Raw genomic sequence first — 25,206 nt, 5'->3', positions numbered from 1 at the left:
GCAAAGGAGGTAGTGATGTTATTGCTGGTATTAAATAGTTTTTTAACTAACGTAATTACTTTGGTAACTAAAAATAGCGCTATATTATGGGCATGACTTAAGGGATTACCAAATACAAGTAAAAATAATTCCGTCACCCAATTCTGAATTTTCAATATTTAAAATCTGGAGCGTCATGATGACCAGTAACCAACGAATTTTAAACCCTTTTACTTTACCGAACGGCACCGAGCTAAAAAACCGCCTGTTAATGGCGCCGATGACCACCTGCACCGGTTATTTTGACGGTACCGTGACCAGTGAACTGGTGGAGTACTACCGCGCTCGCGCCGGCAGCATCGGCGCTATTATCGTTGAATGCTGCTTTATCGATGATTACGGTCTGGCGTTCCCCGGCGCTATCGGTATCGATAATGACGAGAAAGTGGCCGGTCTGGCGAAAATCGCCGCGGCGATCAAGGCCGAAGGCTCAAAAGCGATTCTGCAGATCTACCACGGTGGCCGGATGGTCGACCCGCAGCTTATCGGCGGACGCCAGCCGGTGGCCCCGAGTGCGATTGCCGCGCCCCGCGAAGGCGCAGCCACGCCTCGCGCGCTGTGCGGGGCTGAAGTCGAGGGCATGATCGCGAAGTTTGGCGAAGGTGTACGCCGCGCCATTCAGGCCGGTTTCGACGGCGTCGAGATTCACGGCGCGAACACCTATCTGATCCAGCAGTTTTATTCGCCAAACTCTAACCAGCGCGACGACGAGTGGGGCGGCAGCCGCGATAATCGCGCCAGATTCCCGCTGGCGGTGCTCGACATCACCCACAAAATGGCCCGCCAGTACGCCGACGACGCCTTTATTATCGGCTACCGCTTCTCCCCGGAAGAGATGGAAGTCCCCGGCATCCGTTTTGCTGACACCATGTACCTGCTGGAAAAACTGGCCGCCCGCGGCGTGGACTATCTCCACTTCTCGGTTGGCGCCACGCTGCGCCCCTCTATCGTTGATACCAGCGATCCCACCCCGTTGATTGAAAAATACTGCGCCATGCGCTCTGAAACCCTGGCGCAGGTGCCGGTGATGGGCGTGGGCGGCGTGGTTAATGCGGCTGATGCCGAGCAGGGGCTGGATCACGGCTACGACCTGATGGCGGTCGGTCGCGCCTGTATCGCGTATCCTGACTGGACGGCGCGCATTGCCGCCGGCGAAGAGCTGGAGCTGTTTATTGACAGCACCCAGCGCGAAGCGCTGAACATCCCGGAACCGCTATGGCGCTTCTCGCTGGTGGAGGCGATGATCCGCGATATGAGCATGGGCGACGCCAAATTCAAACCGGGGATGTTCGTCGAAACCGTTCAGGACGACGCCAACGAGCTGGTTATCAACGTCAGCCTGGAAAATGACCGTATCGCCGATATCGCCCTGGCGGCAAGCCCGGTGCAGACCGTCGAGTTCACCACCAGCTTTGAAGAGATCCGTGAACGTATTCTCAGCGCTAACACCCCGCACGTGGATGCGATTTCCGGCGCAACCAGCCAGAGCGAAGCGGTAAAAAAAGCGGTGTCCAAAGCAATGCTGAAGTCCAGTAAAGCGCTGGCCGCCGAAGAGGGCGCGGGCGATGCGGCGCCGAAAAGCTACGATGTGGTGGTGGTCGGCAGCGGCGGAGCCGGTCTGGCGGCCGCGATTCAGGCGCACGATGAAGGCGCGAGCGTTCTGATCGTTGAAAAAATGCCGACCATCGGCGGCAACACCATCAAAGCCTCTGCCGGAATGAACGCCGCAGAAACCCGCTTCCAGCGCGTAAAAGGCATCGAGGACAGCAAAGAGTTGTTCTACCAGGAAACGCTGAAAGGCGGCAAAAATAAAAACGACCCGCAGCTGCTGCGCCGCTTCGTAGAAAACGCGCCGGAAGCCATTGAGTGGCTGGCGCGTCGCGGCATTATGCTTAACGATATCACTACCACCGGCGGGATGAGCATCGACCGTACCCACCGTCCGCGCGACGGGTCGGCGGTCGGCGGCTACCTGATCAGCGGCCTGGTGCGTAATATCACCAAACGCGGTATCGATGTGCTGCTGGATACGTCGGTGGAAGAGATCCTGATGAGCGGCGATGAGGTCAGCGGCGTGCGCCTGCTCACCGATGAAAACGAATCGGTTATGGTACAGACGAAGAGCATCGTGGTGGCCACCGGCGGCTTCAGCGCCAACAGCGCCATGGTGGTGAAATACCGCCCGGATCTGGCGGGTTTTGTGACCACCAACCATAAAGGGGCCACCGGCGGCGGTATCGCGCTGCTTGAACGCATCGGCGCGGGCACCGTGGATATGGGCGAAATCCAGATCCACCCGACCGTCGAGCAGCAAACCTCGTATCTGATTTCCGAATCGATTCGCGGCGGCGGGGCGATTCTGGTGAACCCGCAGGGTAGCCGCTTCTTCAACGAAATGGAAACCCGCGATAAAGTCTCCGCCGCGATTATCGCGCTGCCGGAGCACTTCGCTTATATCGTCTTCGACGAGCACGTCCGGGCGAAAAACAAAGCCGCCGATGAGTACATCGCTAAAGGTTTCGTCACCAGCGCCAGCTCGCCGCGCCAGCTGGCGGAGAAACTGGGGATGGATTACCATGCTTTTCTCAATACCCTGGAGCGCTACAACGGCTTTGTTGAAAAACAGCATGATGATGACTTTGGCCGTACCACCGCGCTGCGCGCGCCGATAAATGAAGGCCCTTACCATGCGATTCGTATCGCGCCGGGGGTTCACCACACCATGGGCGGCGTGACCGTTAACACCGATACCGCGGTGCTGAATGCCGGTCATCAGGTGATTGCGGGCGCTTTTGCCGCAGGCGAAGTGGTTGGCGGCATTCACGGTGGTAACCGCATCGGCGGTAACGCGGTGGCCGATATCATTATCTTCGGGACCCTCGCGGGCCATCAGGCCGCGAAACGCGCCAGAGGTTAAGCGTTAGCGACCCCCGCCGGGCTGGCAAACATACGGCCCGGCTTCTTATCTCTCTGAGGAGGGCGATATGTCCGACAACCGCGTCTACAGCTACTCCGCCGTGCTGATGGGTTCGCCCATTCTCCTCAAACTCTACGTTCACGATGAACCGCTCGCCTCACGTGTTTTTCAACTGATTAAGGGCTATGAAGATCTCTTCACCGTGAACCGCGCGTACTCCCAGGTGATGGATATCAACCAGGCCGCCGGGCGGCATCCGGTGACGGTAAGCCGTCCGGTTTACGCGCTCATTAAATGCGCCAAAGCCGCCAGCATGGTGCGCGACAGCGCGTTTAACCTGGCGATCGGTCCGCTGGTGAAGCTGTGGCGCATCGGTTTTCAAGGCCAGAGCGTGCCCGCTGCGCAGGACATTGCCGCTCGCCTGACGTTAACGCGTCCGCAGGATGTGATCCTCGATGACGCCGTCGGCAGCGTCTATCTTGCCCGCGCGGGAATGGAGATTGACCTTGGGGCCATCGCGAAAGGCTATATCGCTGACCGGGTGCGCGACTATTTGCAGCAGCAAGGCATAAACGCCGCGCTGATTAATCTCGGCGGCAATGTCCACACGCTGGGCGAATGGTCTATCGGGTTGAAAAAACCTTACTCAGCGGCGGATGCGCTGATTGGCAGCATTGCGGTGGCGGGGCAGTCGGTGGTGACCTCGGGCATTTACGAACGCTATTTCGAGCAGGATGGCAAACGCTGGCACCATATTCTCGACCCGCGCAGCGGCTATCCGCTGGATAACGAGCTGGAAAGCGTAACCATTATTTCCGCCGACTCGCTGGACGGCGATATCTGGACCACCCTGATTTACGGCCTCGGCGTAGAGAAGGGCTGCGCGGCGCTGCGCCAGCGCGAGGATATCGAAGCGATTTTCGTCACCAAAAACCGCGACGTTATCCTCTCTTCACAGCGCCGTTTCCGCTTCCAACTGTTGGATAATGGCTACCGGCTTACTGGCTGTACTGCTTAAGCAGGCCGTACTGCTCGGCTATCAAATGGTAGCGGTACACCGGGCGTCCGGTGGCGCCATAGTGAATGCTGGTATAAAGAATGTTAATTTGTGCCAGCCAAATCAGGTACTTACGGCACGAAACCCGAGATATATTTACCGCCGCCGCCAGCTCGTCGGTGGAGAACTCCACATCCGGATGGGCATCAATCCACTGACAGAGGGTACGCAGCGTCTGCGGCGTCAGGCCTTTTGGTAACTTGCGCGAATCGGCGGCTTCCGGCACGCCGCCGTGGAGCAACCGGTCGACGTCCGCTTGTTCATAATAGGGTTGACCGGTCATCAGCTTACGCTTTTCGCGCCAGGCGGTGAGCGCCTCTTCAAACCGTGGAAACTGGAAGGGTTTGATCAGATAGTCCACCACGCCGTAGCGCATCGAGGCCTGAACCGTCGCGGCGTCGGCGGCAGAGGTAATCATTATCACGTCGATAGCCCGCCCGGACGCGCGTATGGCGGGCAGCAGATCGAGGCCGCTATCCTGCTGCATGTAGACATCCAGCAGCACCAGATCGATCTCCAGATCCTTGTCGTTAACCATCTCCCTGGCTTTACTCAGCGTCGACGCGGTGCCGCTGCAGCGGAAGCCGCTGACTCGCCCCACGTACAGGCGATTCAGTTCGGCAACCATGGCATCATCGTCAACAATTAATACATTTATCACGCACTTTTCCTTTTACTGTCCCACGGGAGATGAACGAAAAATTGGGTAAACACGCCGGGTTCGGATTCCACGGCCAGCGACCCGCCAAGTTCGCGAAGCTGCTGGCTGGCGAGAAACAGCCCGACGCCGCGGTTTTCGCCTTTAGTCGAGAAGCCCTTATTAAAAATATCATCGATAAACGCTTCCGGGATACCGGGACCATCATCGCTGACTTCGCCGCTTAACCAGCCGTTCTGATAGTGCAGCAGCAGGCCGACTTCGCCTTCGGCCTGGCCGCTCATGGCATCCAGCGCATTCTCGATTAAATTGCCCAGCACCGTAACCAACACGGTAATCTGTTTTTCATTCGGGCAGTCGGGTACCAGGCTCTCTTCGGCGAGGGTGAGGGTAAACCCCCGCTCTTTAGCGCGCTGAATTTTGCCGATCAAAAAGCCGGCCACCACCGGTGATTTAATTCGGTGCTGGATTTCGCCGATATCCGCCTGATAGGTGTGGGCGGTCTGCAGCACGTACTCCTCCAGCTTGTCGTAGCTTTTCATGTTCAACAGGCCGAGAATCACGTGCAGCTTATTCATAAATTCATGCGATGTAGTGCGCAGGGCATCGACATAGTTCACCATCCCGTCGAGCCGCTGCAGCAGCTGGCTGACTTCGGTTTTGTCACGAAAAGTGCTAATTGCGCCGACCACGTCATCCCCGTCGCGAACGGGGACCGTGTTGCTGATCAGCAGCAGACCGTTGCACCCCAGCTCGCGATCGTAAATCGGCTCGCCGGTTTGCAGAACCTCCTGCAAATCCGCCAGCAGCGGCGTTTGCGCGATGTCGCTATCGGGGCCGCTGAACAGGATATCCCGCGCGGCGGGGTTAATCAGCGTCACCTGGCCGTCGGCGTCCACCGCCACCACGCCCTCTTTTAAAGAATGCAGCATCGCCTGTCGCTGCTGGAACTGCGTCGAGATCTCCTGCGGCTCAAGGCCCAGCAAAACACGCTTCAGGCCGCGAACCAGGCTCCAGGTGCCGACGGCACATACAACCGCGCTGAACAGCACGGTCAGGATCACGTCCCAGCGGCTGGCGGCGATCTGCGTATCCACTTTGCTTAGCGAAATGCCAATCGCCACCACGCCGATTTGCCGACGGTTATCGTCAAATACTGGGGTGAATACCCGCAGCGCCGGAGCCAGCACGCCGTGGTTGACAGCGACGTTCTCCTTGCCCGCCAGCGTGGGCCGGATGTCATCGCCGATGAAGGGTTTGCCGATAATCTGGCTATTGGGATGCGAGTAGCGAATACCGTCCATATTGGTGACGACGGCAAACAGCAGGCCGTTGCGTCTGGCGACGGCCTGCGCCAGCGGCTGGATAATACCGCTCTCCGGCGGCAGCGTCAGGCCACGCTTGACTTCCGGGGTGTCGGCCAGCGTCCGCGCCACCGCCAGCGCCGTATCTTTCACGCCGTCGCGGGTGGCGCCGCTAATCTGCATAAACCACAGGGCATAGACCAGAATCAGTACTGAACCGATCACGCTGCCGATCATTAAGGTCACGGCGGTGCTCAGCTTCATACTCATTGCGCGTTTGCGCGCGGGCGACGCCGGCTGCGCGAATTCATTCATACCCACCCCTGGACAAAACGTTTAGACAGTATTATCGCTGAACGAGCAGCTTTCATAAAGCCGTGTAATAAAAGCAAAATCAGCCTGACAGCCAGTCTGGCGGTCGCTATCTGCCGCCGACAGCCAGCAGATAGTCGATAAATGCCCGCAGCGGCGATGCCATTTGCTTACGGCTGGGGTAGTAAACGTAAAAACCGGGGAAGGCCGGGGTCCACTCTTTCAATAGCTGAACTAGCTGGCCTGTCTCAAGCCAGGGATCGACCTGATGGGCAAATTGATAGGCAATACCTGTGCCCTTGAGGGCTAACGGCGTCAGCATGGCCGGCTCATCGACAATGATGGGTCCTTTGACCACAATCTCGCAGCTTTCGCCGTCGCGCTGAAACTCCCAGCGATACACGCTGGCATCGCTTGGCCTACGATAGGTCAGGCAAGGATGCTGCAGCAAATCCTGCGGTTTATGGAGCTGCGGCGCCTGCGCCAGGTAGCGCGGCGAGGCGACGACTTTCATTTCGAGGTCGCCGCTCAGCCTGACGGCAACCATATCCTGATGGAGCTTTTCACCGAGACGAATTCCGGCATCAAAACCTGCCGAAACGATATCGACCAAAGCGTCATCAGTGACGATATCCAGCTCAATTTTGGGGTAGCGCTGCATAAAGCCGCCCAGCAGCGGCGCCAGATAATGAATCGCGGCGATGCGCGAAACATTGAGACGCAGGCGGCCCGCAGGCGCGCTGGCCGTCTGGGCATCGGTCACCGCATCCTGGAGAGCCGCCAGCGCAGGGGCCAGCCGCTGCATCATGCGCTTGCCGGCCTCGCTCGGCGCGACGCTGCGCGTGGTCCGGTGTAATAAACGTACGCCGATGCGCTCCTCGAGACGACGGATGGTTGCGCTTAAGGTGGAGGTCGTGACGCCGAGATGCGCCGCCGCCCGGGTAAAACTGCCTTGCTCAACGACCATCGCGAAGGCTCTTAATTCCGCAAAATCACTTCCGCGCATTATGGCGATTTCCCCAAACAGTCTTGTTGATAATAGGCATATTATCAAACAGTCTCCCGCTGGTTACCATCCTGATGAATATCATTTAACGGACAGGGGAAACGACGATGGCGAGATTTAGCGCAAAAAGAGTTCTTATCACCGGTGCGACCAGCGGGATTGGGCTTGCCGGAGCAAAGCGTATCGATAGCGAAGGCGGTTGGGTGATTGCTACCGGACGCGATCCCCGACGGCTGGCGCTGCTACGCGGGCAGCTCTCGGATCGGGCCAGGGTCATCGACAACGATGCCAGCGATCCCCTGACCGGCGAGGCGCTGGCCGAGGAAATTCACGCCTCCGGCGGGCTTGATGGTCTGTGGCTCAATGCCGGATATGCCGCCGTTGGAGAGCTATCGCAGATTGATGCCGCGGCCTTTGACCAAATGATGGCGACCAACGTGCGCGGGCCGGTTCTCCAGATGGCGGCGCTCGCCGGGAAGCTTAATCCAGGGGCCTCGGTGGTGGTGACGGCATCCACCTCCGCTTATGAGGGGGCCGCGGCGGCGAGCCTCTATTCGGCGACAAAAGGGGCGCTGATTTCATTAACCCGCTGCTGGGCATCGGCGTTAGGCGAAAAAAATATTCGCGTTAACGCCCTGGTTCCCGGTCCGATCGATACCGATTTTCGTCATTTTATGCGCGATGAGGTGCGCCGGGAGTTTGAAGCCTCGGTTGTCAGCCGCCTGGCGCTTCACCGTCAGGGGACGGCGGCTGAAGCGGCTGAAGTGGCGCTGTTTCTGCTTTCCGATGCGGCGTCATTCGTCAGCGGAGGCCAGTACGCCGTTGATGGCGGGCTGACCCTGCGCTAATTCACCCTTGACGTCTTAGCTTAACCTCGTCGCGCCTGTGGTTGGATAACGACCAATCGGCAGCTGAATGGCTTCAGGGGAGCGAAAACTGTGACTCCGGTGGCGGTAACGCGCGTCGCTTAAGCTTTACACTGCCATTAATAGCCATGGTCAATGAAAGGGTTTGCCTCAGGCCTGCGCTTTCGTCCCGGAAGGTTCTTTCGCATTTAAATGGAGGTTTTTATGAGCAGTAAGCCAACCGCTTCAATGATGGAACGACGCCACCCTGAAACCACCCATATTGATAGTCTTGCTACCCTCGATATGCTGACGCTGCTGCACAAGGATGATAAGCAGATTGCCGATGCCATTGAGGTCTGTCTGCCGGCTATCGCGCGCCTGATTGATAACGCGACGGCGACGCTTAGTCGGGGAGGGCGGCTGATAATTGTGGGGGCCGGGGCATCGGGCCATGCCGCCGTGCAGGCGGTGAGTGAATTTACCCCGGAAGGAAAACACTCGCTGGTCGGGCTTAGCGCCGGCGGGCCGACCGCCACGCGGCAGGAGCAGGACGCCGCGGCGAATAACTACGACCTTGGGGCTTTTGAACTTCAGGCGCTGCAGTTCAGCAACCAGGATATGCTGCTGGCGCTGACGGTCAGCGGTAAAACGCCGTGGGTCTGGGGAGCGATGCGCCATGCCTGGTCGCTGGGCGCGCCGATTGCGGTTGTGACGCAGCAGGCCACGAGCGAAGCCGCGCAGCTGGCGGATATCATCATCGCCCCGCAAACCGGACCGGAGGCGGTGGCGGGCTTTGGTAATCCGAAAGCGCAAATCGCGCAGCGGCAGATCCTTAACATGCTGACCACCGGGCTGGCGATTCGCGCGGGAAGGGTATATCAAAACCTGCGGGTCGATCTGCAGGCCAGCACCCCGCACGAGGCCGAGCGGCAGATAGCCATCGTGATGGCGGCGACGGCGTGTTCGCGCAGCGAGGCCAAAGCCGCGCTGGCCAGCTGCAATCAGCACTGCCGGACGGCGATATTCATGTTACTCAGCGGGCTGGATGCCTGGCAGGCGCGCGAGCTGCTGGCAGAGCACAACGACCATCTGCGGATTGCGCTGCGCGCGGCCCATACGGTAGCCTGAATGAACGTACCCGGCGCGTATTCGCGCCGGGTGATAAATTTAATTCGTCTACAGCGCTGGCGTTATTCCCCACCTTTTATCCTTTTATTTTTTTATTCCTGCACGGGTAAATCACTATTGCTTTCCCTATTCTCCATGCTGGCGTTATTTTTACTTTTTTAAGTTAAAAAACCAGGTAAATAGTAATTAGCTATGTGTGCGAAAGTGTAAATGATATTTTAAAATAAAGTAAAAGTGCGTTAATATGCCCGCTCTTATTACACTTGTGCTATGTGATATTTCTATTATGCCTGCAATTAAAAATACGATTATATCTATGACCGCATTAGCGATGTTCGTCAGTACGGCGACTTTCGCAAATGACGATACCTCGAAAAAAACCGATTTCCTGCTGATTGGCGGCGGCATTATGAGCGCGTCGCTGGGGACCTGGCTGCATGAACTCCAGCCGGACTGGAAGCAGGTCATGGTTGAGAAGCTGGATGGCGTCGCGCTGGAGTCCTCTAACGGCTGGAACAACGCCGGTACCGGACACTCGGCGAATATGGAACTGAACTATACGCCGGAACGCCCGGACGGCACCATCGACGTCAGCAAAGCGCTGGATATTAACGAACAGTTTATGATCTCCCGCCAGTTCTGGACGGCGCAGGTTAAACGCGGCATTTTGCACGATCCGCACTCCTTTATTAACTCCACCCCGCACATGAGTTTCGTCTGGGGAGATAACGTCGATTATCTGCAAAAACGCTACGCCGCGCTGCAGCAGACTACGTTATTCCAGGGGATGAAATTCTCTACCGACCACGCGCAAATAAAAGAGTGGGCGCCGCTGGTGATGGAAGGGCGCGATCCGCAGCAGCGCGTTGCGGCGACCTGGACTCCGGTGGGTACCGACGTTAACTATGGGGAAATAACTCGCCAGCTGATCGGTAGCCTGAAGAAAAATAACAACTTCACGCTGCAAACGTCTTCAGAAGTTACCGATTTTAAACGCAACGCCGATAATTCCTGGCACGTAACGATTAAAAATGTGAATAGCGGCGAGGAGCAGGCGATCGATGCGAAATACGTATTTATCGGCGCCGGCGGCGGCGCGCTGAAATTACTGCAAAAAACCGGTATTCCGGAAGCGGATAATTACGCCGGTTTCCCGGTAGGCGGCTCCTTCCTGATGACTGAAAACCCGGCGGTGACCAAAGCGCACCAGCAGAAAGTTTACGGTCAGGCCTCGGTGGGCGCGCCGCCGATGTCGGTCCCGCACCTTGATGCCCGTTTCCTCGACGGCAAGCGCGTGGTGCTGTTTGGGCCATTCGCCACCTTCTCGACAAAATTCCTGAAAAACGGTTCGTTCCTCGATCTGCTGAGCACCACCACCACTGATAACGTGCTGCCGATGACCCACGTGGGTCTGGACAACTTCGATCTGGTGAAATATCTCATTAGCCAGGTGATGCTGAGCGACGACGATCGTTTTGCGGCGCTGAAAGAGTATTACCCAGGCGCGCGTAAAGAGGACTGGAAGCTGATTCAGGCCGGTCAGCGCGTACAGATCATCAAAAAAGACGCAGAGAAGGGCGGCGTGCTGAAGCTGGGCACCGAAGTGGTGGTCGACGAGCAGAAAACCATCTCCGCGCTGCTGGGCGCTTCGCCGGGGGCTTCTACCGCCGCGCCGATTACCCTGAACGTAATTAAGCAGATGTTCCCTGAGCAGTTTAATTCGGCGGAATGGCAGCGCCGTATTCACGATATCGTACCGAGCTACGGCCAGAAGCTGAACGGCAACGTCGCGCTGACCCAGCAGGTTTGGGATGACACTGCGGCTACGCTACAATTGACCAAACCGCCGGTGATTGAGATGAACGCCACCGCGCCGGTGATGACCGCCAAACCGGCGGAGCCGAAGGCGGAGACTTCACCGCAGCACGATATGGCGCTGTAAGCCCGCGCCGTTGACATTGCCCGGTGGCGGCTGATGCCTCACCGGGCCTACGAGCCTCTCTTCGCCGTCCCGGCGAAAACGATACATTGTCATTATCTCTCTCCTCGCGCTGATATCCCCCTTCCGGCTAATCCTTCATTGGTTAATTGCGGTTATACTGTCTTGAAATTACGAAAGAAAATGCGGATGAAGACAGAAATGCGGAGCGCAGGGCAATGAAAGACGACATTAATCAGGACATCACCTTCCGCAAGCTGTCGGTATTTATGATGTTTATGGCTAAGGGCAATATCGCCAGAACCGCTGAAGCTATGCAGCTGAGCGGCGTCAGCGTTCACCGGGCGCTGCATACCCTGGAAGAGGGCGTTGGCTGCCCGCTGTTTATTCATAAAGGGCGCAATTTGTTGCCGCTGCCGGCGGCGTGGACGCTGCTGGAGTACTGCCAGGACGTGATGAGCCTGATGACCCGCGGACTGGAGGCGACGCGCAAAGTAGCCGGCGTCGGGCAGGGGCGGCTGCGTATCGGTACGCTGTACTCGCTGACCCTGGAAACCGTGCCGCGCATTATTATGGGCATGAAGCTGCGTCGTCCGGAACTGGAGCTGGATCTCACCATGGGCTCCAATCAGATGCTGCTGGATATGCTCGAAGATGACGCGCTCGATGCGATCCTGATCGCCACCAATGAAGGTGAATTCAATAATTCGGCTTTTGATGTGGTCCCGCTGTTTGAGGATGATATCTTTCTCGCCGCTCCGGCGACGGAGCAGCTCGATACCACCGCCCCCGCCGAACTGCGCGATTACGCCGGGCGTAAGTTCGTTTCGCTGGCGGAAGGCTTCGCTACCTATGCCGGATTTCAGGACGCTTTTCAGGTGGCCGGATTTGAGCCTGAAATCGTCACCCGGGTCAATGATATCTTTTCGATGATTAGCCTGGTGCAGGCGGGCGTAGGTTTTGCCCTGCTGCCGGGCCGCATGAAAAAGGTTTATGAAAACGACGTCCAGCTGTTGAAGCTGGCGGAGCCGTATCAGATGCGCCAGCTGATCTCCATTGTCTACTCGCACCATCGCGAGCGCGACGCCGACCTGCTGGCGCTGGCTGCTGAAGGGCGGATGTACGCCCGTAGCCTCAGCCGTTAAGCCGGTTCGCCAGGTGACGGGCGACGTCGATACCGCTGCGCTCCAGCGAAATGCACTCTCCCTGCCAGCCCGCCTGGCGGGTGAGGCAGGTCAGCACGCCGCCGGGCGGCATCTCGAACGCCAGCCGCGCCTCCCGTTCATCAGCGGCAATCATCGCCTCCTGCCAGCGAACGGTTCGCGCCATATTCAGCGCCAGATCGTCGGCTATTCGCAACGGGTCCCATAACACACGCGCCGTGGAGCCGCTCAGATACGCGCAGCGCGGTCTTCTGAGGGTGACTTCAGCGAATGCTTTTGCCAGCTCCGCCGCCGGTTTATCCAACAGCGCGCAGTGCGAAGGGACACTGACCGTCAGCCGCTGCGCTTTACTGGCGCCAGCCGCCAGCGCCAGCCCGGCCACGCGCGCCATCTCATCGTCGCGTCCGGCAATCACAATCTGCGTTTCAGCGTTAAGGTTGGCGATATAGAGGTCGCTGTCGTCAATCAGCTGTTCCACGCGGTCGAGCGTCAGGCCCATAATGGCGGTGAGCCCGTAGCCGTGGGGATAAGCCTGCTCCATTAAATCGCCGCGTAGTGCCACCAGCCGCAGAGCGTCGCTAAACGCCAGCGCATCGGCAATCACCGCCGCCGGGAAAGCCCCAATCGACAGGCCGCTAACCATGTCCGGATTCACTCCATGACGCCGCAGTTCTCGCGCCCAGGCGACGCCTGCGATCAGCAGGCACAGCTGAACCGCACGCGTGTGTTTTAACGCTGCGGCGCTATCTAAATGGTCTATTTCTTCGCCGAGCACGGTCCGCGCTTCGGCGAGAATATTCTGGCGGTCGGGAAGGCCGGCCAGCATATCCGGCCGCTGGTTTCCCTGACCGGGAAAGGTAAAGAGAATTTTCATGCTTCCTCCCTGTTCCAGGGTGCCGCGGTCAGGCGCGCGCCGCGGGACGTTTTCAGCAGGACGCGACCATCGCGCAGCCACTCGTTTAGCGCAAATGCCCCGGCGGGCGTTTCGACCTGGGTATCCGCCCGGCACGGCAGCTGCGCGACGCGGGACTGCCAGGCGAGCAGCGCCTCGCGGGGAAGCGGCAGCGGCGCGCGGATCAGCAGATCGAGATCGCTGGCCGCGTGCAGCACGGGAATTTCGGTGGCCAGCGCGTAGCCGGTACCGCCGGTAATGCCCCAGCGCCACGACCAGGGGTGCAAGGTCAGTGATATCGCCGCCTGAAGCGGCGGCTGAGAGACAAACGGCGAGCGCAGAAGCCGTTGGCGATCGGCGAGGGCTTCCGGGCTGACGATACGGACGATATTTTCTCTCCGTACCCAGCCCGCGGCCCGCTGTTCGCGCTTCACGCCCCGTACGCCCACCGGAACGCGGGCGGCGGCATCAACGTCGCGTCGTACCACCACCGGCAGACTAATACGCCAGTGTTGTGCGACCCAGGGCTCCTCAATCGCCTCCAGCGCTGCGGTATTATTCAACCAGATTAAATCGTGAGGACGCGGCGTTGATGACATCGTTAGATCCCTGACGTTAAAGTGATAAACAGCGGCAGCGACAGGATACACAGAACCGAGCTTAACAGCAGCACCGCTTCCGCATCCGGCGACTGCACGCCAAAGCGGTTGCCGAAGACCACGCCGAAGAAACCGGCCGCGAGGGCAATCATCAGAATCGCGGTAATGGCGATAGAACCGTGCAGCCCCAGCAGCATCACCAGACCCCAGGCGATAAACGGCTGCACCAGCAGTTTAACAACGGTAGAGGTGGCAATCAGCGTATTGAGCTGCAGCTTGCGCGCTGACAGAATCACCCCGGTGAGGAACAGCGCCGCGGCGGTCGCCGCCAGGCCCAGCGGTTTGATAGAGGCCAGCAGCAGATCCGGCATTTTGATACCGATCGCCGAGAGCACAACCCCCAGTAGCGGACCCCAGACAATCGGTTTTTTGACCGAACGCCACATCAGTACCGGCAGCATCGCCAGCGTTGAACCGCTGTTCTCTCCGGCGGCGAGCGCTTTTTCACGCTCCAGAATCAGCAGGCAGAACGGCGTCATCAGTACCGAGCCGCAGGCGATGGAAACGGCGACGGAGAGTGAGGTTGACGCGCCTTCGCCGAGCACGCTGCCCAGAATCGGGAGACCAAGGGCGGCGTAGTTCGGCAGCGCTACGGTCAGGGTGAGCACGGCGGCATCCTGCGGCGAGCGCTTAAAGACGCGGGTGGCGAGGAAGTAAATGGCCGCATAGGTAATCCACATCGCCCCGGTGAGCACCAGTACCAGCGGCGATTGCGCGACGATACCGTTCCAGGGGGTTTGCACCGTGGCGCTAAACAGCGTCGCGGGCAAGGCGAAATCCATTACGAAAATGTTGAGTAACGAGACGTTTTTGTTATCGACCATTTTGGCCTTACCGGCCCAGAAGCCCAGCAGCATGATGACAAAAATCGGCGCGAGGGCATGAATAATCACATAAGTCATAAATCACCTGTTAATAAAATAGAGTACTGGCGCGATTGTTATAATTTCTAAAAGCGGTCTCTTCCTGAGGCACGCTATCGGTGCCTCAGGCGGCCGCTTCCGGCAGGTTTTCTTCTACTTAGGGACTGGACTACCAGCTGGCGCGCATGCGATCGCGCACTCGTTGGGAACTACGGCGGTTCTCTGCGCCAAGGCGGCACTTCAGTGAGGCATCCCGACGGGCGTCAGCGATGGCGTCGCGCAGGGTATCGGTGACCAGCGTCAGATCGCGGGTGTCCGGTGCGTCAGGATTGCTGATATCCAGCAGGGCGGAGAGCAGGCCAAGCGTCGCGTAGTTGCTGACGTCATAAGCCATCGGCGGGATGGTGGCCGCCAGTTTCTCCAGCGCCTCAACGCTACGTAGCGTGATACGCGCGGCGGATTCTTTGCCCATGGCGTGCACCAGTACGCCGGCGTCATTAAAGGCGATCAGGCGATTGGCCTGGTAACCGTGGGCCAGAAACGCCCCGGACATCGCTTTGCCGACAATCAGGCCAATCACCGGATGCCCGGCAAGACGCGCCTTCGCATACGCGCCCGCCGCGCCGGCCAAAGCCTGATGAATACCAAAGGCTTCTTCACGACGGCCGTAGGCCTGGCTGGGGACATCAATGACCGCAATAATCGGGCGCTTCACCGTTTTATCCGCATCGGCGTCGATAGTTTCGTTGACCACTTTCGCCAGCGTCCAGCCTTCAAGCAGGCCGACTTCGCCGTTGGCGGCGCGCGGGTAATGGTTATTGGCATCCGGCACCACGGCGATAAAACGGGCGGTTTCACCGTTACAATCGGCGTCGGCAACCTGCACCGAGGGGCACAGACCGGTCATTAGCGGGGCGTTCGGCGCCAGCTGGTTTAGCCACAGCGCGGCGCGATTTGTGAACTGGCTCATTATTTCTCCTCCCGGGCGAATAGCTGTTTGATCTGCGCGGTATCCGCCTGCTGGCGGGTATCGAAGCGGGTCAAACGGGTCAGGAAATCCTCATATTTGTCGCTGCGATGCCGGGCGGGAACGCCTTTGGCTATCGCCTCGTTCATTGCGGCTTTCACCGCGTTAACGCCGTCGCCGACCAGGGCATCCACCAGACCGCTGGCGTAGCGAATTTCGCCGCCGGTCATGCTCCAGATAAACGGACGGTCGCGGGAGTCGTACTCTTCAATCCCCGCTTCCTGTTCGATAACCTGCGGTCCGTTGAGCCCCAGACGCGCTTCACGGGTGACAATCAGGTAGCTGCACAGCGCCGCGGCGATGGACATCCCGCCGAAGCAGCCAACGGTTCCGGCGACAATACCGACCACCGGGGTATAGCGGCGCAGATCGACAATCGCGGCATGAATATCAGCGATGGCGGCAAGCCCCAGGTTGGCCTCCTGCAGGCGCACGCCGCCGGTTTCCAGGCACAGCACCGCCTGGGTAGGAATACCGTTGCGGTTATCTTCCGCCGCCAGCTCAAGGGCGGCAGCCATTTTCGCGCCGGAGACTTCGCCCATGCTGCCGCCCTGGAAGGTGCCTTCAATAGCGATAACCACCGCGGGCTGGCCGTTAATGGTACCTTTCGCGACCACCATACCGTCGTCGGACTGCGGGACGATGCCCTGTGCGCCCAGCCACGGCGACATGATGCCTTCGAACGGGTCCAGCAGTTCACGATAGCTGCCGTCATCCAGCAGGAGACGGGCGCGTTCGCGGGCGCGGAGTTCAATAAAGCTGCGATCGTTACGCATGAGCCACCTCCTCAAATACCTGTTCAATGCGGATCCGCGCGACGCCGGGGGTGGCGCCAAAGTCGTGGATGACCAGCTCTCCACCGGGGAGACCGTTAATCAGGCTCAGCCGTTCGAACAGCGCGTTCCAGCGCGCCAGGCTGTTGTCCACGGAGGTGGTGATCTCCACATTGAGCGTATTGCTCTGCCCGGCGGTGTAGAGCACTTCCATATCGCCGGAGCCAACTACGCCTGCCAGCGCTTTGCCGCTGAGGGCGCGGTTGGCAGGGAATGACAATTTAATCTGTTCCATAACATCCTCTGAATGCGTTAAGCGGAAACCCGGTCGAGAAACAGGGTGGCGGCAAGAAGGTCCGCCGCGCCACCTGGCGAGGCGTTCTGCGCCAGCATCTGCGCATCAAGACGCGCCAGCGCGGCTCGCCCCAGGACCGTTGCACATCCTCCGACGGCCAGCACCTCGCCTGCGCCTTGCCGCATTGCCTCAAGACCCGCCATCCCCGCGCGGGAGAGCACGCAGGTATCGCTAAGCGAGGTCATAATCGCCATCAGCGCGTCGAGACGGGCCTGCTCCTCGCTGGCCCCTTCGGTCCGGCTGCGCAATAGCTGCGGCAGCGCCAGGGTGGTGATATGCGGGAAAGCGCGCTGCGCTTCTTCCCGCGCGCCCGGAACCTGCCAGCGGCGGCTGGCGCGCAGGCCTTTACTGAAGGTCTTTGGCGCGCCGGCGTCCGGCAGACGGGCGAGGGCGGCGGCGGTTTCCGTAATTCTTTGTGCATGCCCCTCTCCCCCGAGCATCGCCGTCGCGCTCACCAGCAGGCCCAGCGCCCAGATAGCGCCGCGGTGGGTATTGACTCCCGAGGTCGCCTGCATCATCTGCGCTTCGCCTTCGCGTCCCAGACGGCCGACGGTTTCGCGCAGGGCGATATCAGCCGGTCGCCGCCAGCTCTGCTGTGCCAGCGCATGAAACGTTGGCTGCAGGCTACGGGCGGAGCGCTCCATCAGCGCCAGGTTCAGGTCCTGATGCGCGCCGTTGCCGCGACTGTCGACCAGACCCGGTTTGGGGCTGAGTCTTGCTTCGTCAATCAGGCAGATGCTGGCAGTTTGGGCCAGCCAGCGGGCGCGGGTTTCGGCAATTTGGGAAGAGAGTTTTTTCATTACCAGCTCCGGAATTTTGCCGGCGGGTTGTAAAGCCCGTCGGACCACTCAACCAGGTCGGCTACGCTGCCGGCGGCGAGCAGGGAACGGGTGGCGTCGCTGCGGCGGATACCGATATCTTCCGGATAGACGACTTTGCCGCTTTGGCGCAGTTCGGCCACGCGTTTGGCGTCCACGCCGAGGCCGATGTCGGTGATCCCCGCTACCGCTGCGACCATTGCCCGGCGTTCTTCAAGGCTTTCCGCCCGATAGAGATAGGCAATGCCTTCCTCGGTCAGCACGTGGGTGACGTCATCGCCGTAAATCATTACCGGCGCCAGCGGCATCCCGGAGGTTTTGGCCACTTCAACGGCGTCGAGTTTTTCCACGAAGGTTGGCTTCACGCCCGCCTGGAAGGTTTCCACCATCTGCACAACCAGCTTTTTACCGCGCTGCATCGGGTCCGGTTCGGTAATCATGTTGAGCCATGCCGGGGTGGCGTGACGGCGGCCGTGCGGGTCGTGGCCCATATTCGGCGCGCCGCCGAAGCCGGAGAGGCGGCCGCGGGTTACCGTCGAGGAGTTGGCGTAGCCGTCAACCTGGAGGGTCGAGCCGATAAACATATCCACCGCATACTGTCCCGCCAGCTGGCAAAACGCGCGGTTGGAACGCATGGAGCCGTCGGCGCCGGTAAAGAAGATATCCGGGCGTGCGCGAATGTACTCTTCCATTCCCAACTCGCCACCGAAGCAGTGCACGCTCTCGACCCAACCGCTTTCAATGGCCGGAATAAGGGTCGGGTGAGGGTTCAGCGTCCAGTGTTTACAGATTTTGCCCTTCAGGCCGAGCCGTTCGCCGTAGGTCGGCAGCAGCAGTTCGATAGCGGCGGTGTTAAAGCCGATCCCGTGGTTCAGGGATTGCACCTGATGCTCGGCGTAGATGCCTTTAATCGCCATCATCGCCATCAGGATATGCTCCTGCTTAATCAGACGCGGGTCGCGGGTAAACAGCGGCTCGATAAAAAATGGTTTATCGGCGACAACGATATAGTCAATCCACGAACCGGGGATGTCCACGCGCGGCAGATCGCACTCGTCATCAACCAGTTCGTTGACCTGCGCAATGACGATGCCGTCGTGGAACGCGGCGGCTTCCACCAGCGCCGGAGTGTCTTCGGTGCTTGGCCCGGTGTAGAGGTTGCCCTTGCGGTCAGCTTTATAACCGGCGATCAGCGCCACGTTCGGCGACAGATCCACGTACAGGCGGGAGTAAAGTTCGATATAGGTGTGAATCGCGCCGATTTCCAGCAGGCCATCTTCCAGCAGCTGCGAAATACGCAGGCTTTGGGTACCGGAAAAAGAGAAATCGAGCTTGCGGGCGATGCCTTTTTCGAAAAGATCCAGGTGCTCGCTGCGCCCGACGCTCGGCATAATCATATGCAGGTCGTGAATTTTTTGCGGGTTAACCTCCGCCAGCATCCGCGAAAGGAAATCTGCCTGTTTCTGGTTATTGCCTTCCAGTACCACCCGGTCGCCGGGGGCCAGCAGATGTTCCAGTACGGCAACCAGCTGGTCAGTGGGGATCACTTTGCCGGAGATCTTCGCCTCGGCCAGTCGCCGCTGTTTTTCCGTACGGCGACGGTTCCAGACTCTCCCCGTCGTTTGTTCGGCATTCATTATTAACCTCCTGATTCGACAAATCGTTTTGATTGTCCTGGTGTGGGTGTAAGTGTGCGTCCCGAGGTGGTGGGTATCAATTAAGGCCGATGGCGAATCGTTAGCGTAAGAGTAATGAATGGCGGGGCAGAGATGTGATGTCGATCAATAATGGCTGCGAATGATTGGTCTACGAGTGGGGGACGTACCGGGTTGAGGCATTGGCGCGGCTTCCCGGCTCGCACTGCGTTTAGCCGGCTACAGGTTAAGGGTCGTCTACGCGCCGGTAGCCCGGACAGATGCGCCAGCATCTGCCCGGGGAGCCGCGATCAATGTAGTTAGTTTTTACTTAAATCACTCAGCAGGAAAGCAATACTCTGCCCGGCCACCGTCTGTTCGAGAGCGATTTTGACAATAATCGTCAATGGTACCGAGAGGAGCATCCCCACCGGGCCCAGCAGCCAGCCCCAGAATATCAATGACAGGAAGACCACCAGCGTCGATAGCCCAAGCCCGCGGCCCATAATGCGCGGTTCAAGAATATTGCCGAACACCAGGTTAATCACCAGATAGCCCGCCAGGACCACCAGCGCTTCGTACAGACCGCCAAATACCAGTACCTGCAGGATCGGCGGGATAGCCGCGAGAACCGAACCGATATTGGGAATGTAGTTGAGCGCAAAAGCCAGCAGTCCCCACATAAAGGCAAAGCGGACGTCCAGCAGCACCAGCATTCCCCAGACCACCAGCCCGGTTACCAGGCTAATGGCGGTTTTAAGCACCAGATAGTGAGAGACGCTATCCAGCGCGCGCTGAATCGCGCCCATTCCCTCCACTGGCCGCGACATCAGCTGCTGCAGCTTCGCGGGAAGCTGCGGCACTTCCAGCAGCATAAACACCACCGTCAGCAGCAACAGGAAGATAGAGGACATCGCGTTGGAAAGCTGGGTAAGCAGCCCGGTTACCAGGGTCATCACCGCGTTGGGGTCTATATATTTATTCAGTTCCACCACCGACACGGTAAAGCCGAAGCGCTGTAGCCACGGCGCGACGGTCTGCATCGGTTCATAGAGATAGTTGCGATACTGCGGCAGGGTGCGCGCAAGCTCGTTAAGCGAGGTGCCGAGCGAGGCCAGCAGCACCACGGCCAGCAGGACAATCACGCCGACCAGGAGCGAAATCGCCAGCACCCGCGGCACCCGGCAGCGCACCATCAGTTGAACCAGCGGGTTAATCACCACCGCCAGAAAGATAGCCAGCACAAAAGGCACGATAATATCCGCCGCGAAGCGGATGCCTGTAAGGATGATAACCAGCATGCCGAGCATGATGACTATTTTTAAGCCGTTAAGCGTGATGATGGGTTTGGCCATACCGCTCCCTGCGAGAGAAAAAATGGGGTCTAATATGAGTCATTGTAGACGTTGGCAAAGTCGGCGTCTCAACGCGTCGCCTCAGTTAAAATGAAAAAAACGACCCATTAATAAATAATGGCTGGAACGATATCATAATGGCGTTTGCTATCGGAAAAAACTAATCCAAATCAAATAGCCGAGGTAAAGAACTGCAAAGACTTTGAGTTAAATGTGGCGTTATGGTACAAATCTGCGTGTGTATAACTACAGAGGACAATTTTCATCCGCAAATGATGAGAAGCAATACCGCGGATAATTGTAATTTTATGGACAATCAGTTCAGGATGTATATTTCGCTTCACCCTGCAGTCTCCCACTCTAACTCCCGCTTCCTCGGCGAGCAGCACTGGCGCTCGGCGCTTTAGTCTTCTTCTCTCTGCCTGAGCTGGCGCGCTGCGCACGGCTAAACTAACGTCAGAATTTTTCCGGTTTACTTCGCTGTAAGCCCTAATGGATTATATTCTCAAGCAGGAGAAGGGATCATGTTTTATTGGATATTATTAGCTTTAGCTATCGTTGCTGAAATTACCGGCACTTTGTCGATGAAATGGGCAAGCGTAAGCGGCGGCCATACTGGTTTTATTTTAATGCTGGTGATGATTGCGCTTTCCTATATTTTCCTGGCTTTCGCCGTGAAAAAAATCGCCCTCGGCGTGGCCTATGCCCTATGGGAAGGGATCGGCATTTTACTGATCACGATTTTCAGCGTTCTGCTGTTTGATGAAACGCTGTCGACGATAAAAATCGCCGGTCTGGTTACCCTGGTCGCCGGGATTGTATTGATCAAATCGGGAACGCAGAAAGCGGTGAAATCGGGCAAGGAGAAAACTCATGCAACAGTTTGAGTGGGTCCATGCCGCCTGGCTGGCGCTGGCTATCGCGCTGGAAATTATGGCCAACGTTTTTCTGAAGTTTTCCGACGGTTTTCGACGTAAGTTCTATGGCCTTATGTCGCTGGCGGCGGTTCTTGGCGCCTTTAGCGCGCTTTCGCAGGCGGTCAAAGGGATTGACCTGTCGGTGGCCTATGCGCTGTGGGGCGGTTTCGGTATCGCGGCGACCATTGCCGCCGGCTGGGTGCTGTTTGGCCAGCGCCTGAATCATAAAGGCTGGGCTGGCCTGCTCCTGCTGGTGGTCGGCATGGTGTTAATTAAACTCGCCTGATATGATGCCGCCTGTGGATGCGGGCGGCAAATTCTGCTCTCTGTATTACTCTTAAAAAAGAGCCAGTTCGGCGTATTTCGCTACCGGCCGATATGAGGGCAGAACATGATTCATTTGCCAGGCTGGCGCAATATTCCCTCCGCCAGAACGCTTACCATCATGATTGTCCTCGCCGGGATCGGCTTAATCGTGTCCATTATTTCGCTCCTCTACCTCAGCCAGCACCTGATCGGCCTGAAAGCAAACGAAATTGATAAGCATCGTTCCGTGCTATCGGTGGATGGCGCGGTGCAAACCTCGGTGAACCGCGTGCTGTCGCTGGTGATGGATAACGCTATCTGGGACGATGCGGTGCATCAGACTTATACCGACCGGCTCGATCCGCAATGGCTCTATAACTCCTGGGGTTCCGGCTTTAAGATCAATAACCTTTATGACGGCACTTTCGTGCTCGACCAGCACTATCGGGTGCTGTGGGGATCGTTTCGCAGTGAGAGCTTTACCGAGCAGGATACTCAATTTCTCGGCAACGGTTTTCGTTCGCTCATCTCGCAGCATGCCGCCGCCCTGCGCAGCGGCAAAAGCGCTTATGCCGGCATCACCCGAACCCGCGCCGGTATTGCCTTTATTGGCATTGGCCTGATTCGCCCGACGACAGGGCGGCTTCAGGTATATGATGATACGCGTCGCTATCTGGTGATCACCCGTCATATTAATCCGCAAATGCTTGAGCGTCTGGGCGATACGTTTCAGATCCGCAACCTCCACGTCACGCCAGGTAGCGGCGAATACAGTATCCCGCTCCGCACCCAGTCCGGGGAAATCGTTGGCTATCTGAGCTGGCAGCCGGGGCTTCCCGGCGCGGAAGCTTCGCGGGCGGCATCAAACAATATTCGGCTGATCGCCGTCGTGGCGGCGGGGCTGATCCTGCTGTTTATTCTCTTCAGCTGCCTCGGGCTTTACAAGCTGGCGCGCGGCGAAAAGCTGGCGCGCAATATTGCCATGACCGACTGGCTGAGCCGTTTACCAAACCGGCGGGCGCTGATCGAACGTCTTAATCAGGTATGCGAAAACGCGCAGCACCAGACGCAAAGCGTGGTGTTTATCGATCTCGACGGTTTTAAGGATGTTAACGACAACTACGGCCATGATGTTGGCGATGCGCTGATTATTCATATTGCTAAAGAGCTTCGGCAGCGCGTGCCTCCCGAAGGGATGCTGGCGCGAATGGGCGGCGATGAGTTTGCGATGACCGTAAGCGGCGAACAGGCGGTAAATCAGGCGTTGGCCTTTGCCTGGGCGGTGCTGGAACTGTTAAAAGCCCCCGTTATCCTCAACGAACGAAAAATTTATATCAGCGCCAGCATCGGTATCGCCAGCGGTGTCCCGGCAAGCTGTTCCAGCACGGAGCTTTTTCGCCGCGCCGATATTGCCATGTACCACTCGAAAAAAACCGGTAAAGGGCGCACAACCTGGTACGACGAAGCGCTCAGCGACGCGCGGCAGTATCAGCTGAATATCGAAAATGGCATCCGCCAGGGGCTGGAGAACGAAGAGTTTGATGTCTGGTACCAGCCGATCGTCAACGCCGATACGCTGGTTATGGAGGGCGTGGAAGCGCTGTTGCGCTGGCCGCGACGTCCGCAAGGAGCGCTGCCGCCGGACACGTTTATCGGTATTGCCGAAAGTAGCGGTTTGATCTACGCGCTTGGTCAGTTTGTTCTGCAACGCGCCTGTAGCGAGCTGCAGCCTTTAGACGATTTGCTGCTGTCGGTGAATATCTCTCCGGCGCAGTTCCGCGACCCGGAGTTTGAGTCGCGGGTGGTGCAGGTGCTGGGCAGCTGCAATTTCCCGGCCCGTCGGTTGCAGCTAGAGGTTACGGAGAGCTACGTTCTTGAGAATCCCGAGCGTGCGCGGGCGGCGATTGAAAATTTAAGGTCGCTGGGGATCTCGGTGGCGCTCGATGATTTTGGCACCGGCTACTCCAGTATCGGCTATTTACGCAGCTTCAGCTTCGACAGTCTCAAAATTGATAAATCACTGGCCGGGCGGGTGGATGTGGATACCCAGGCGGCGGAGCTGGTGCGCGGTACCGTACGCATTGCCGGGGCGTTGGGCATTACGGTTGTGGCGGAAGGCGTTGAAAATCAGCAACAGCTGGCGCTGCTGCGACGGGCGGGATGCGACAGATTGCAAGGTTTCTTCTTCAGCGAACCGATGCCCGTCGCATCGTTATTGCAGCTGCGTCAGCAGCAAGGTTGACCGCTTACTGGGCGGCCAGCGCCTCAAGCTTATCGCGAAAACCGGTCACCGAGATGGCGCGGTTGTCCGCCCGCCAGCGATCTTTTGCCCCCGGCGCCGAGCTCTGTACCGCGATCACCTGCCAGCCGTCGTCGGTTTTCAGCAGCAGCGGCGAGCCGCTATCGCCGGGTAGCGTATCGCATTGATGGGAGAGCACCGATGTTTGCGCCCAGCCGGTGACCACGCAATCTTCGTGGGTGTAGAGATTATCCAGATGATCTTCCGGATAGCCTGACTGAGTCACTTTTCGTTCTGCCGTCTTCAGTGCGGCGGTCAGATCGGCTTTGCTGCCGCTAAAAATCGGTACCGGCGTTATACCGGAAGGGGCATAGCGCAGGAGGATCAGGCCAAAATCCCACGGCGCTGCGGCGCTGGGAACTATCCAGCCATCGCCGTCGGCCTTAAGCCGTTTGCCCAGCGAAGGGTCCACGCGGCCTTCAATACCGTGAATTTCGTAAACCCAGCCGCCTTTGCGCGAAATAAAGCGCAGCGCGACGGGTTTATCCGGCTTGCCTTTGGGCGGCGTCAGCAGGCAGTGACCGGCGGTGAGCGCCAGGTTGGGGGCGATAAGCGTCGCGGTACAGAGATTACCGCTGGCGGTCTCCAGTTGCCCAATCGCATCCCAGGGTTCGTCCGTGGGATTGCTGACCGGTTTTCGGTCGTCATGACCAAAAAATAGCGTCTTAATATCTTTTGCACTCATGCCTTCATCATCGGCCTGGGCCAGCGCTGGAAACAGGTAAATGGAACACAGTAATAACAGGACGTCTCTACGCATATCACTCTCTGGGGAGATAATTATGTCTATTGAAAGTAGCAGCAGATTTAAGTTTATGAAAGTTAAGAATAATTTTAATTAAGCCAGACGGCAGGCGAAATCAGCGAAAATCGCCGGTCGCTCGCGGATGAATGGCGTAAATTCAATACGTTAACACCATTTTCCTGCGGCGCTATT

Annotated in this window: 22 protein-coding genes; 9 read left to right on the top strand and 13 right to left on the bottom strand. The window is 58.3% G+C overall.

All coding sequences use genetic code 11. From position 1 onward, the window contains the following. Positions 1–178: 178 nt before the first annotated feature. Both IYV58_RS14995 and IYV58_RS14990 read left to right on the top strand, forming a co-directional pair. The gene (locus tag IYV58_RS14995; protein WP_195729702.1) at positions 179–2,956 is read left to right on the top strand and encodes a flavocytochrome c; all 2,778 of its coding nucleotides are present in this window, start codon (positions 179–181) and stop codon (positions 2,954–2,956) included. Positions 2,957–3,023: 67 nt separating this feature from the next. Continuing rightward, a complete protein-coding gene (locus tag IYV58_RS14990) occupies positions 3,024–3,974 on the top strand; it encodes an FAD:protein FMN transferase (protein ID WP_004119657.1) in 951 nt (316 codons plus the stop codon). Here the strand turns inward: IYV58_RS14990 and dcuR are convergent. The 3 genes from dcuR to IYV58_RS14975 all read right to left on the bottom strand — a co-directional run bounded on the left by dcuR (position 3,955) and on the right by IYV58_RS14975 (position 7,293). Continuing rightward, positions 3,955–4,674: a two-component system response regulator DcuR gene (gene dcuR / locus IYV58_RS14985; RefSeq protein ID WP_004119659.1), complete on the bottom strand. Its 720-nt coding sequence runs from the start codon at positions 4,672–4,674 to the stop codon at positions 3,955–3,957. The two genes, IYV58_RS14990 and dcuR, sit on opposite strands and share 20 nt — an antisense overlap. Continuing rightward, entirely contained in the window at positions 4,671–6,290 is a 1,620-nt protein-coding gene (locus IYV58_RS14980; protein ID WP_123829295.1) for a sensor histidine kinase, read from the bottom strand. The genes dcuR and IYV58_RS14980 overlap by 4 nt, the downstream gene beginning before the upstream one ends. A gap of 106 nt (positions 6,291–6,396) precedes the next feature. Beyond that, a complete protein-coding gene (locus tag IYV58_RS14975) occupies positions 6,397–7,293 on the bottom strand; it encodes a LysR family transcriptional regulator (protein WP_142468136.1) in 897 nt (298 codons plus the stop codon). 107 nt (positions 7,294–7,400) lie between these two features. On the opposite strand from IYV58_RS14975, the gene IYV58_RS14970 reads away from it, so the two are divergent. The 4 genes from IYV58_RS14970 to IYV58_RS14955 all read left to right on the top strand — a co-directional run bounded on the left by IYV58_RS14970 (position 7,401) and on the right by IYV58_RS14955 (position 12,353). Continuing rightward, the gene (locus tag IYV58_RS14970; RefSeq protein WP_004119667.1) at positions 7,401–8,141 is read left to right on the top strand and encodes an SDR family oxidoreductase; all 741 of its coding nucleotides are present in this window, start codon (positions 7,401–7,403) and stop codon (positions 8,139–8,141) included. Between the two features lie 222 nt (positions 8,142–8,363). Next, positions 8,364–9,269 (top strand): N-acetylmuramic acid 6-phosphate etherase, encoded by a 906-nt coding sequence (locus tag IYV58_RS14965; RefSeq protein ID WP_112164881.1) that lies wholly within the window; start codon positions 8,364–8,366, stop codon positions 9,267–9,269. A 331-nt stretch (positions 9,270–9,600) separates the two neighbouring features. Then, positions 9,601–11,211 (top strand): malate dehydrogenase (quinone), encoded by a 1,611-nt coding sequence (mqo, locus tag IYV58_RS14960; protein ID WP_232391418.1) that lies wholly within the window; start codon positions 9,601–9,603, stop codon positions 11,209–11,211. 215 nt (positions 11,212–11,426) lie between these two features. Then, complete coding sequence (locus tag IYV58_RS14955; RefSeq protein WP_004119671.1) at positions 11,427–12,353, top strand: LysR family transcriptional regulator; 927 nt, start codon at positions 11,427–11,429, stop codon at positions 12,351–12,353. Here IYV58_RS14955 and mdcH read toward each other — a convergent pair. From mdcH to IYV58_RS14910, 9 genes are all read right to left on the bottom strand, one after another. Then, positions 12,343–13,245: a malonate decarboxylase subunit epsilon gene (gene mdcH, locus IYV58_RS14950; protein ID WP_195729107.1), complete on the bottom strand. Its 903-nt coding sequence runs from the start codon at positions 13,243–13,245 to the stop codon at positions 12,343–12,345. The two genes, IYV58_RS14955 and mdcH, sit on opposite strands and share 11 nt — an antisense overlap. Continuing rightward, entirely contained in the window at positions 13,242–13,862 is a 621-nt protein-coding gene (locus IYV58_RS14945) for a malonate decarboxylase holo-ACP synthase (RefSeq protein ID WP_170100516.1), read from the bottom strand. Before IYV58_RS14945 ends, mdcH begins: the two co-directional genes overlap by 4 nt. A gap of 2 nt (positions 13,863–13,864) precedes the next feature. After that, a complete protein-coding gene (locus IYV58_RS14940; protein ID WP_004119674.1) occupies positions 13,865–14,824 on the bottom strand; it encodes an AEC family transporter in 960 nt (319 codons plus the stop codon). Between the two features lie 130 nt (positions 14,825–14,954). Next, positions 14,955–15,755 carry a biotin-independent malonate decarboxylase subunit gamma gene (gene mdcE, locus IYV58_RS14935; protein WP_004119676.1) on the bottom strand — a complete coding sequence of 267 codons (801 nt, stop codon included), beginning with the start codon at positions 15,753–15,755 and terminating at the stop codon, positions 14,955–14,957. After that, on the bottom strand, positions 15,755–16,588 hold the full coding sequence (locus tag IYV58_RS14930; protein ID WP_004119677.1) for a biotin-independent malonate decarboxylase subunit beta: 834 nt from the start codon (positions 16,586–16,588) through the stop codon (positions 15,755–15,757). Before IYV58_RS14930 ends, mdcE begins: the two co-directional genes overlap by 1 nt. Next, entirely contained in the window at positions 16,581–16,880 is a 300-nt protein-coding gene (mdcC, locus tag IYV58_RS14925) for a malonate decarboxylase acyl carrier protein (protein WP_004119678.1), read from the bottom strand. The genes IYV58_RS14930 and mdcC overlap by 8 nt, the downstream gene beginning before the upstream one ends. A gap of 17 nt (positions 16,881–16,897) precedes the next feature. Beyond that, on the bottom strand, positions 16,898–17,740 hold the full coding sequence (locus IYV58_RS14920) for a triphosphoribosyl-dephospho-CoA synthase (RefSeq protein ID WP_087828181.1): 843 nt from the start codon (positions 17,738–17,740) through the stop codon (positions 16,898–16,900). After that, positions 17,740–19,395, bottom strand: a complete 1,656-nt coding sequence (gene mdcA / locus IYV58_RS14915; protein WP_142470053.1) for a malonate decarboxylase subunit alpha — start codon at positions 19,393–19,395, stop codon at positions 17,740–17,742. The genes IYV58_RS14920 and mdcA overlap by 1 nt, the downstream gene beginning before the upstream one ends. 317 nt (positions 19,396–19,712) lie before the next feature. Continuing rightward, on the bottom strand, positions 19,713–20,747 hold the full coding sequence (locus IYV58_RS14910) for an AI-2E family transporter (protein ID WP_004119683.1): 1,035 nt from the start codon (positions 20,745–20,747) through the stop codon (positions 19,713–19,715). Between the two features lie 524 nt (positions 20,748–21,271). On the opposite strand from IYV58_RS14910, the gene mdtJ reads away from it, so the two are divergent. The 3 genes from mdtJ (at position 21,272) to IYV58_RS14895 (ending at position 24,212) form a co-directional block, all read left to right on the top strand. Continuing rightward, the gene (gene mdtJ, locus IYV58_RS14905; RefSeq protein ID WP_004119684.1) at positions 21,272–21,634 is read left to right on the top strand and encodes a multidrug/spermidine efflux SMR transporter subunit MdtJ; all 363 of its coding nucleotides are present in this window, start codon (positions 21,272–21,274) and stop codon (positions 21,632–21,634) included. Further along, the gene (gene mdtI, locus IYV58_RS14900; RefSeq protein WP_004119685.1) at positions 21,621–21,950 is read left to right on the top strand and encodes a multidrug/spermidine efflux SMR transporter subunit MdtI; all 330 of its coding nucleotides are present in this window, start codon (positions 21,621–21,623) and stop codon (positions 21,948–21,950) included. The genes mdtJ and mdtI overlap by 14 nt, the downstream gene beginning before the upstream one ends. 105 nt (positions 21,951–22,055) lie before the next feature. Continuing rightward, positions 22,056–24,212 (top strand): putative bifunctional diguanylate cyclase/phosphodiesterase, encoded by a 2,157-nt coding sequence (locus tag IYV58_RS14895; protein ID WP_139528774.1) that lies wholly within the window; start codon positions 22,056–22,058, stop codon positions 24,210–24,212. A gap of 4 nt (positions 24,213–24,216) precedes the next feature. On the opposite strand, the gene IYV58_RS14890 is transcribed toward IYV58_RS14895, so the two are convergent. Next, a complete protein-coding gene (locus IYV58_RS14890) occupies positions 24,217–25,029 on the bottom strand; it encodes a trypsin-like serine peptidase (RefSeq protein ID WP_004119687.1) in 813 nt (270 codons plus the stop codon). Positions 25,030–25,206 lie beyond the last annotated feature (177 nt).

Source organism: Klebsiella sp. BDA134-6 (genome assembly GCF_015601345.1).
GTDB lineage: Bacteria > Pseudomonadota > Gammaproteobacteria > Enterobacterales > Enterobacteriaceae > Klebsiella > Klebsiella grimontii.
This window is presented reverse-complemented; position numbering and strand designations above follow the sequence as displayed.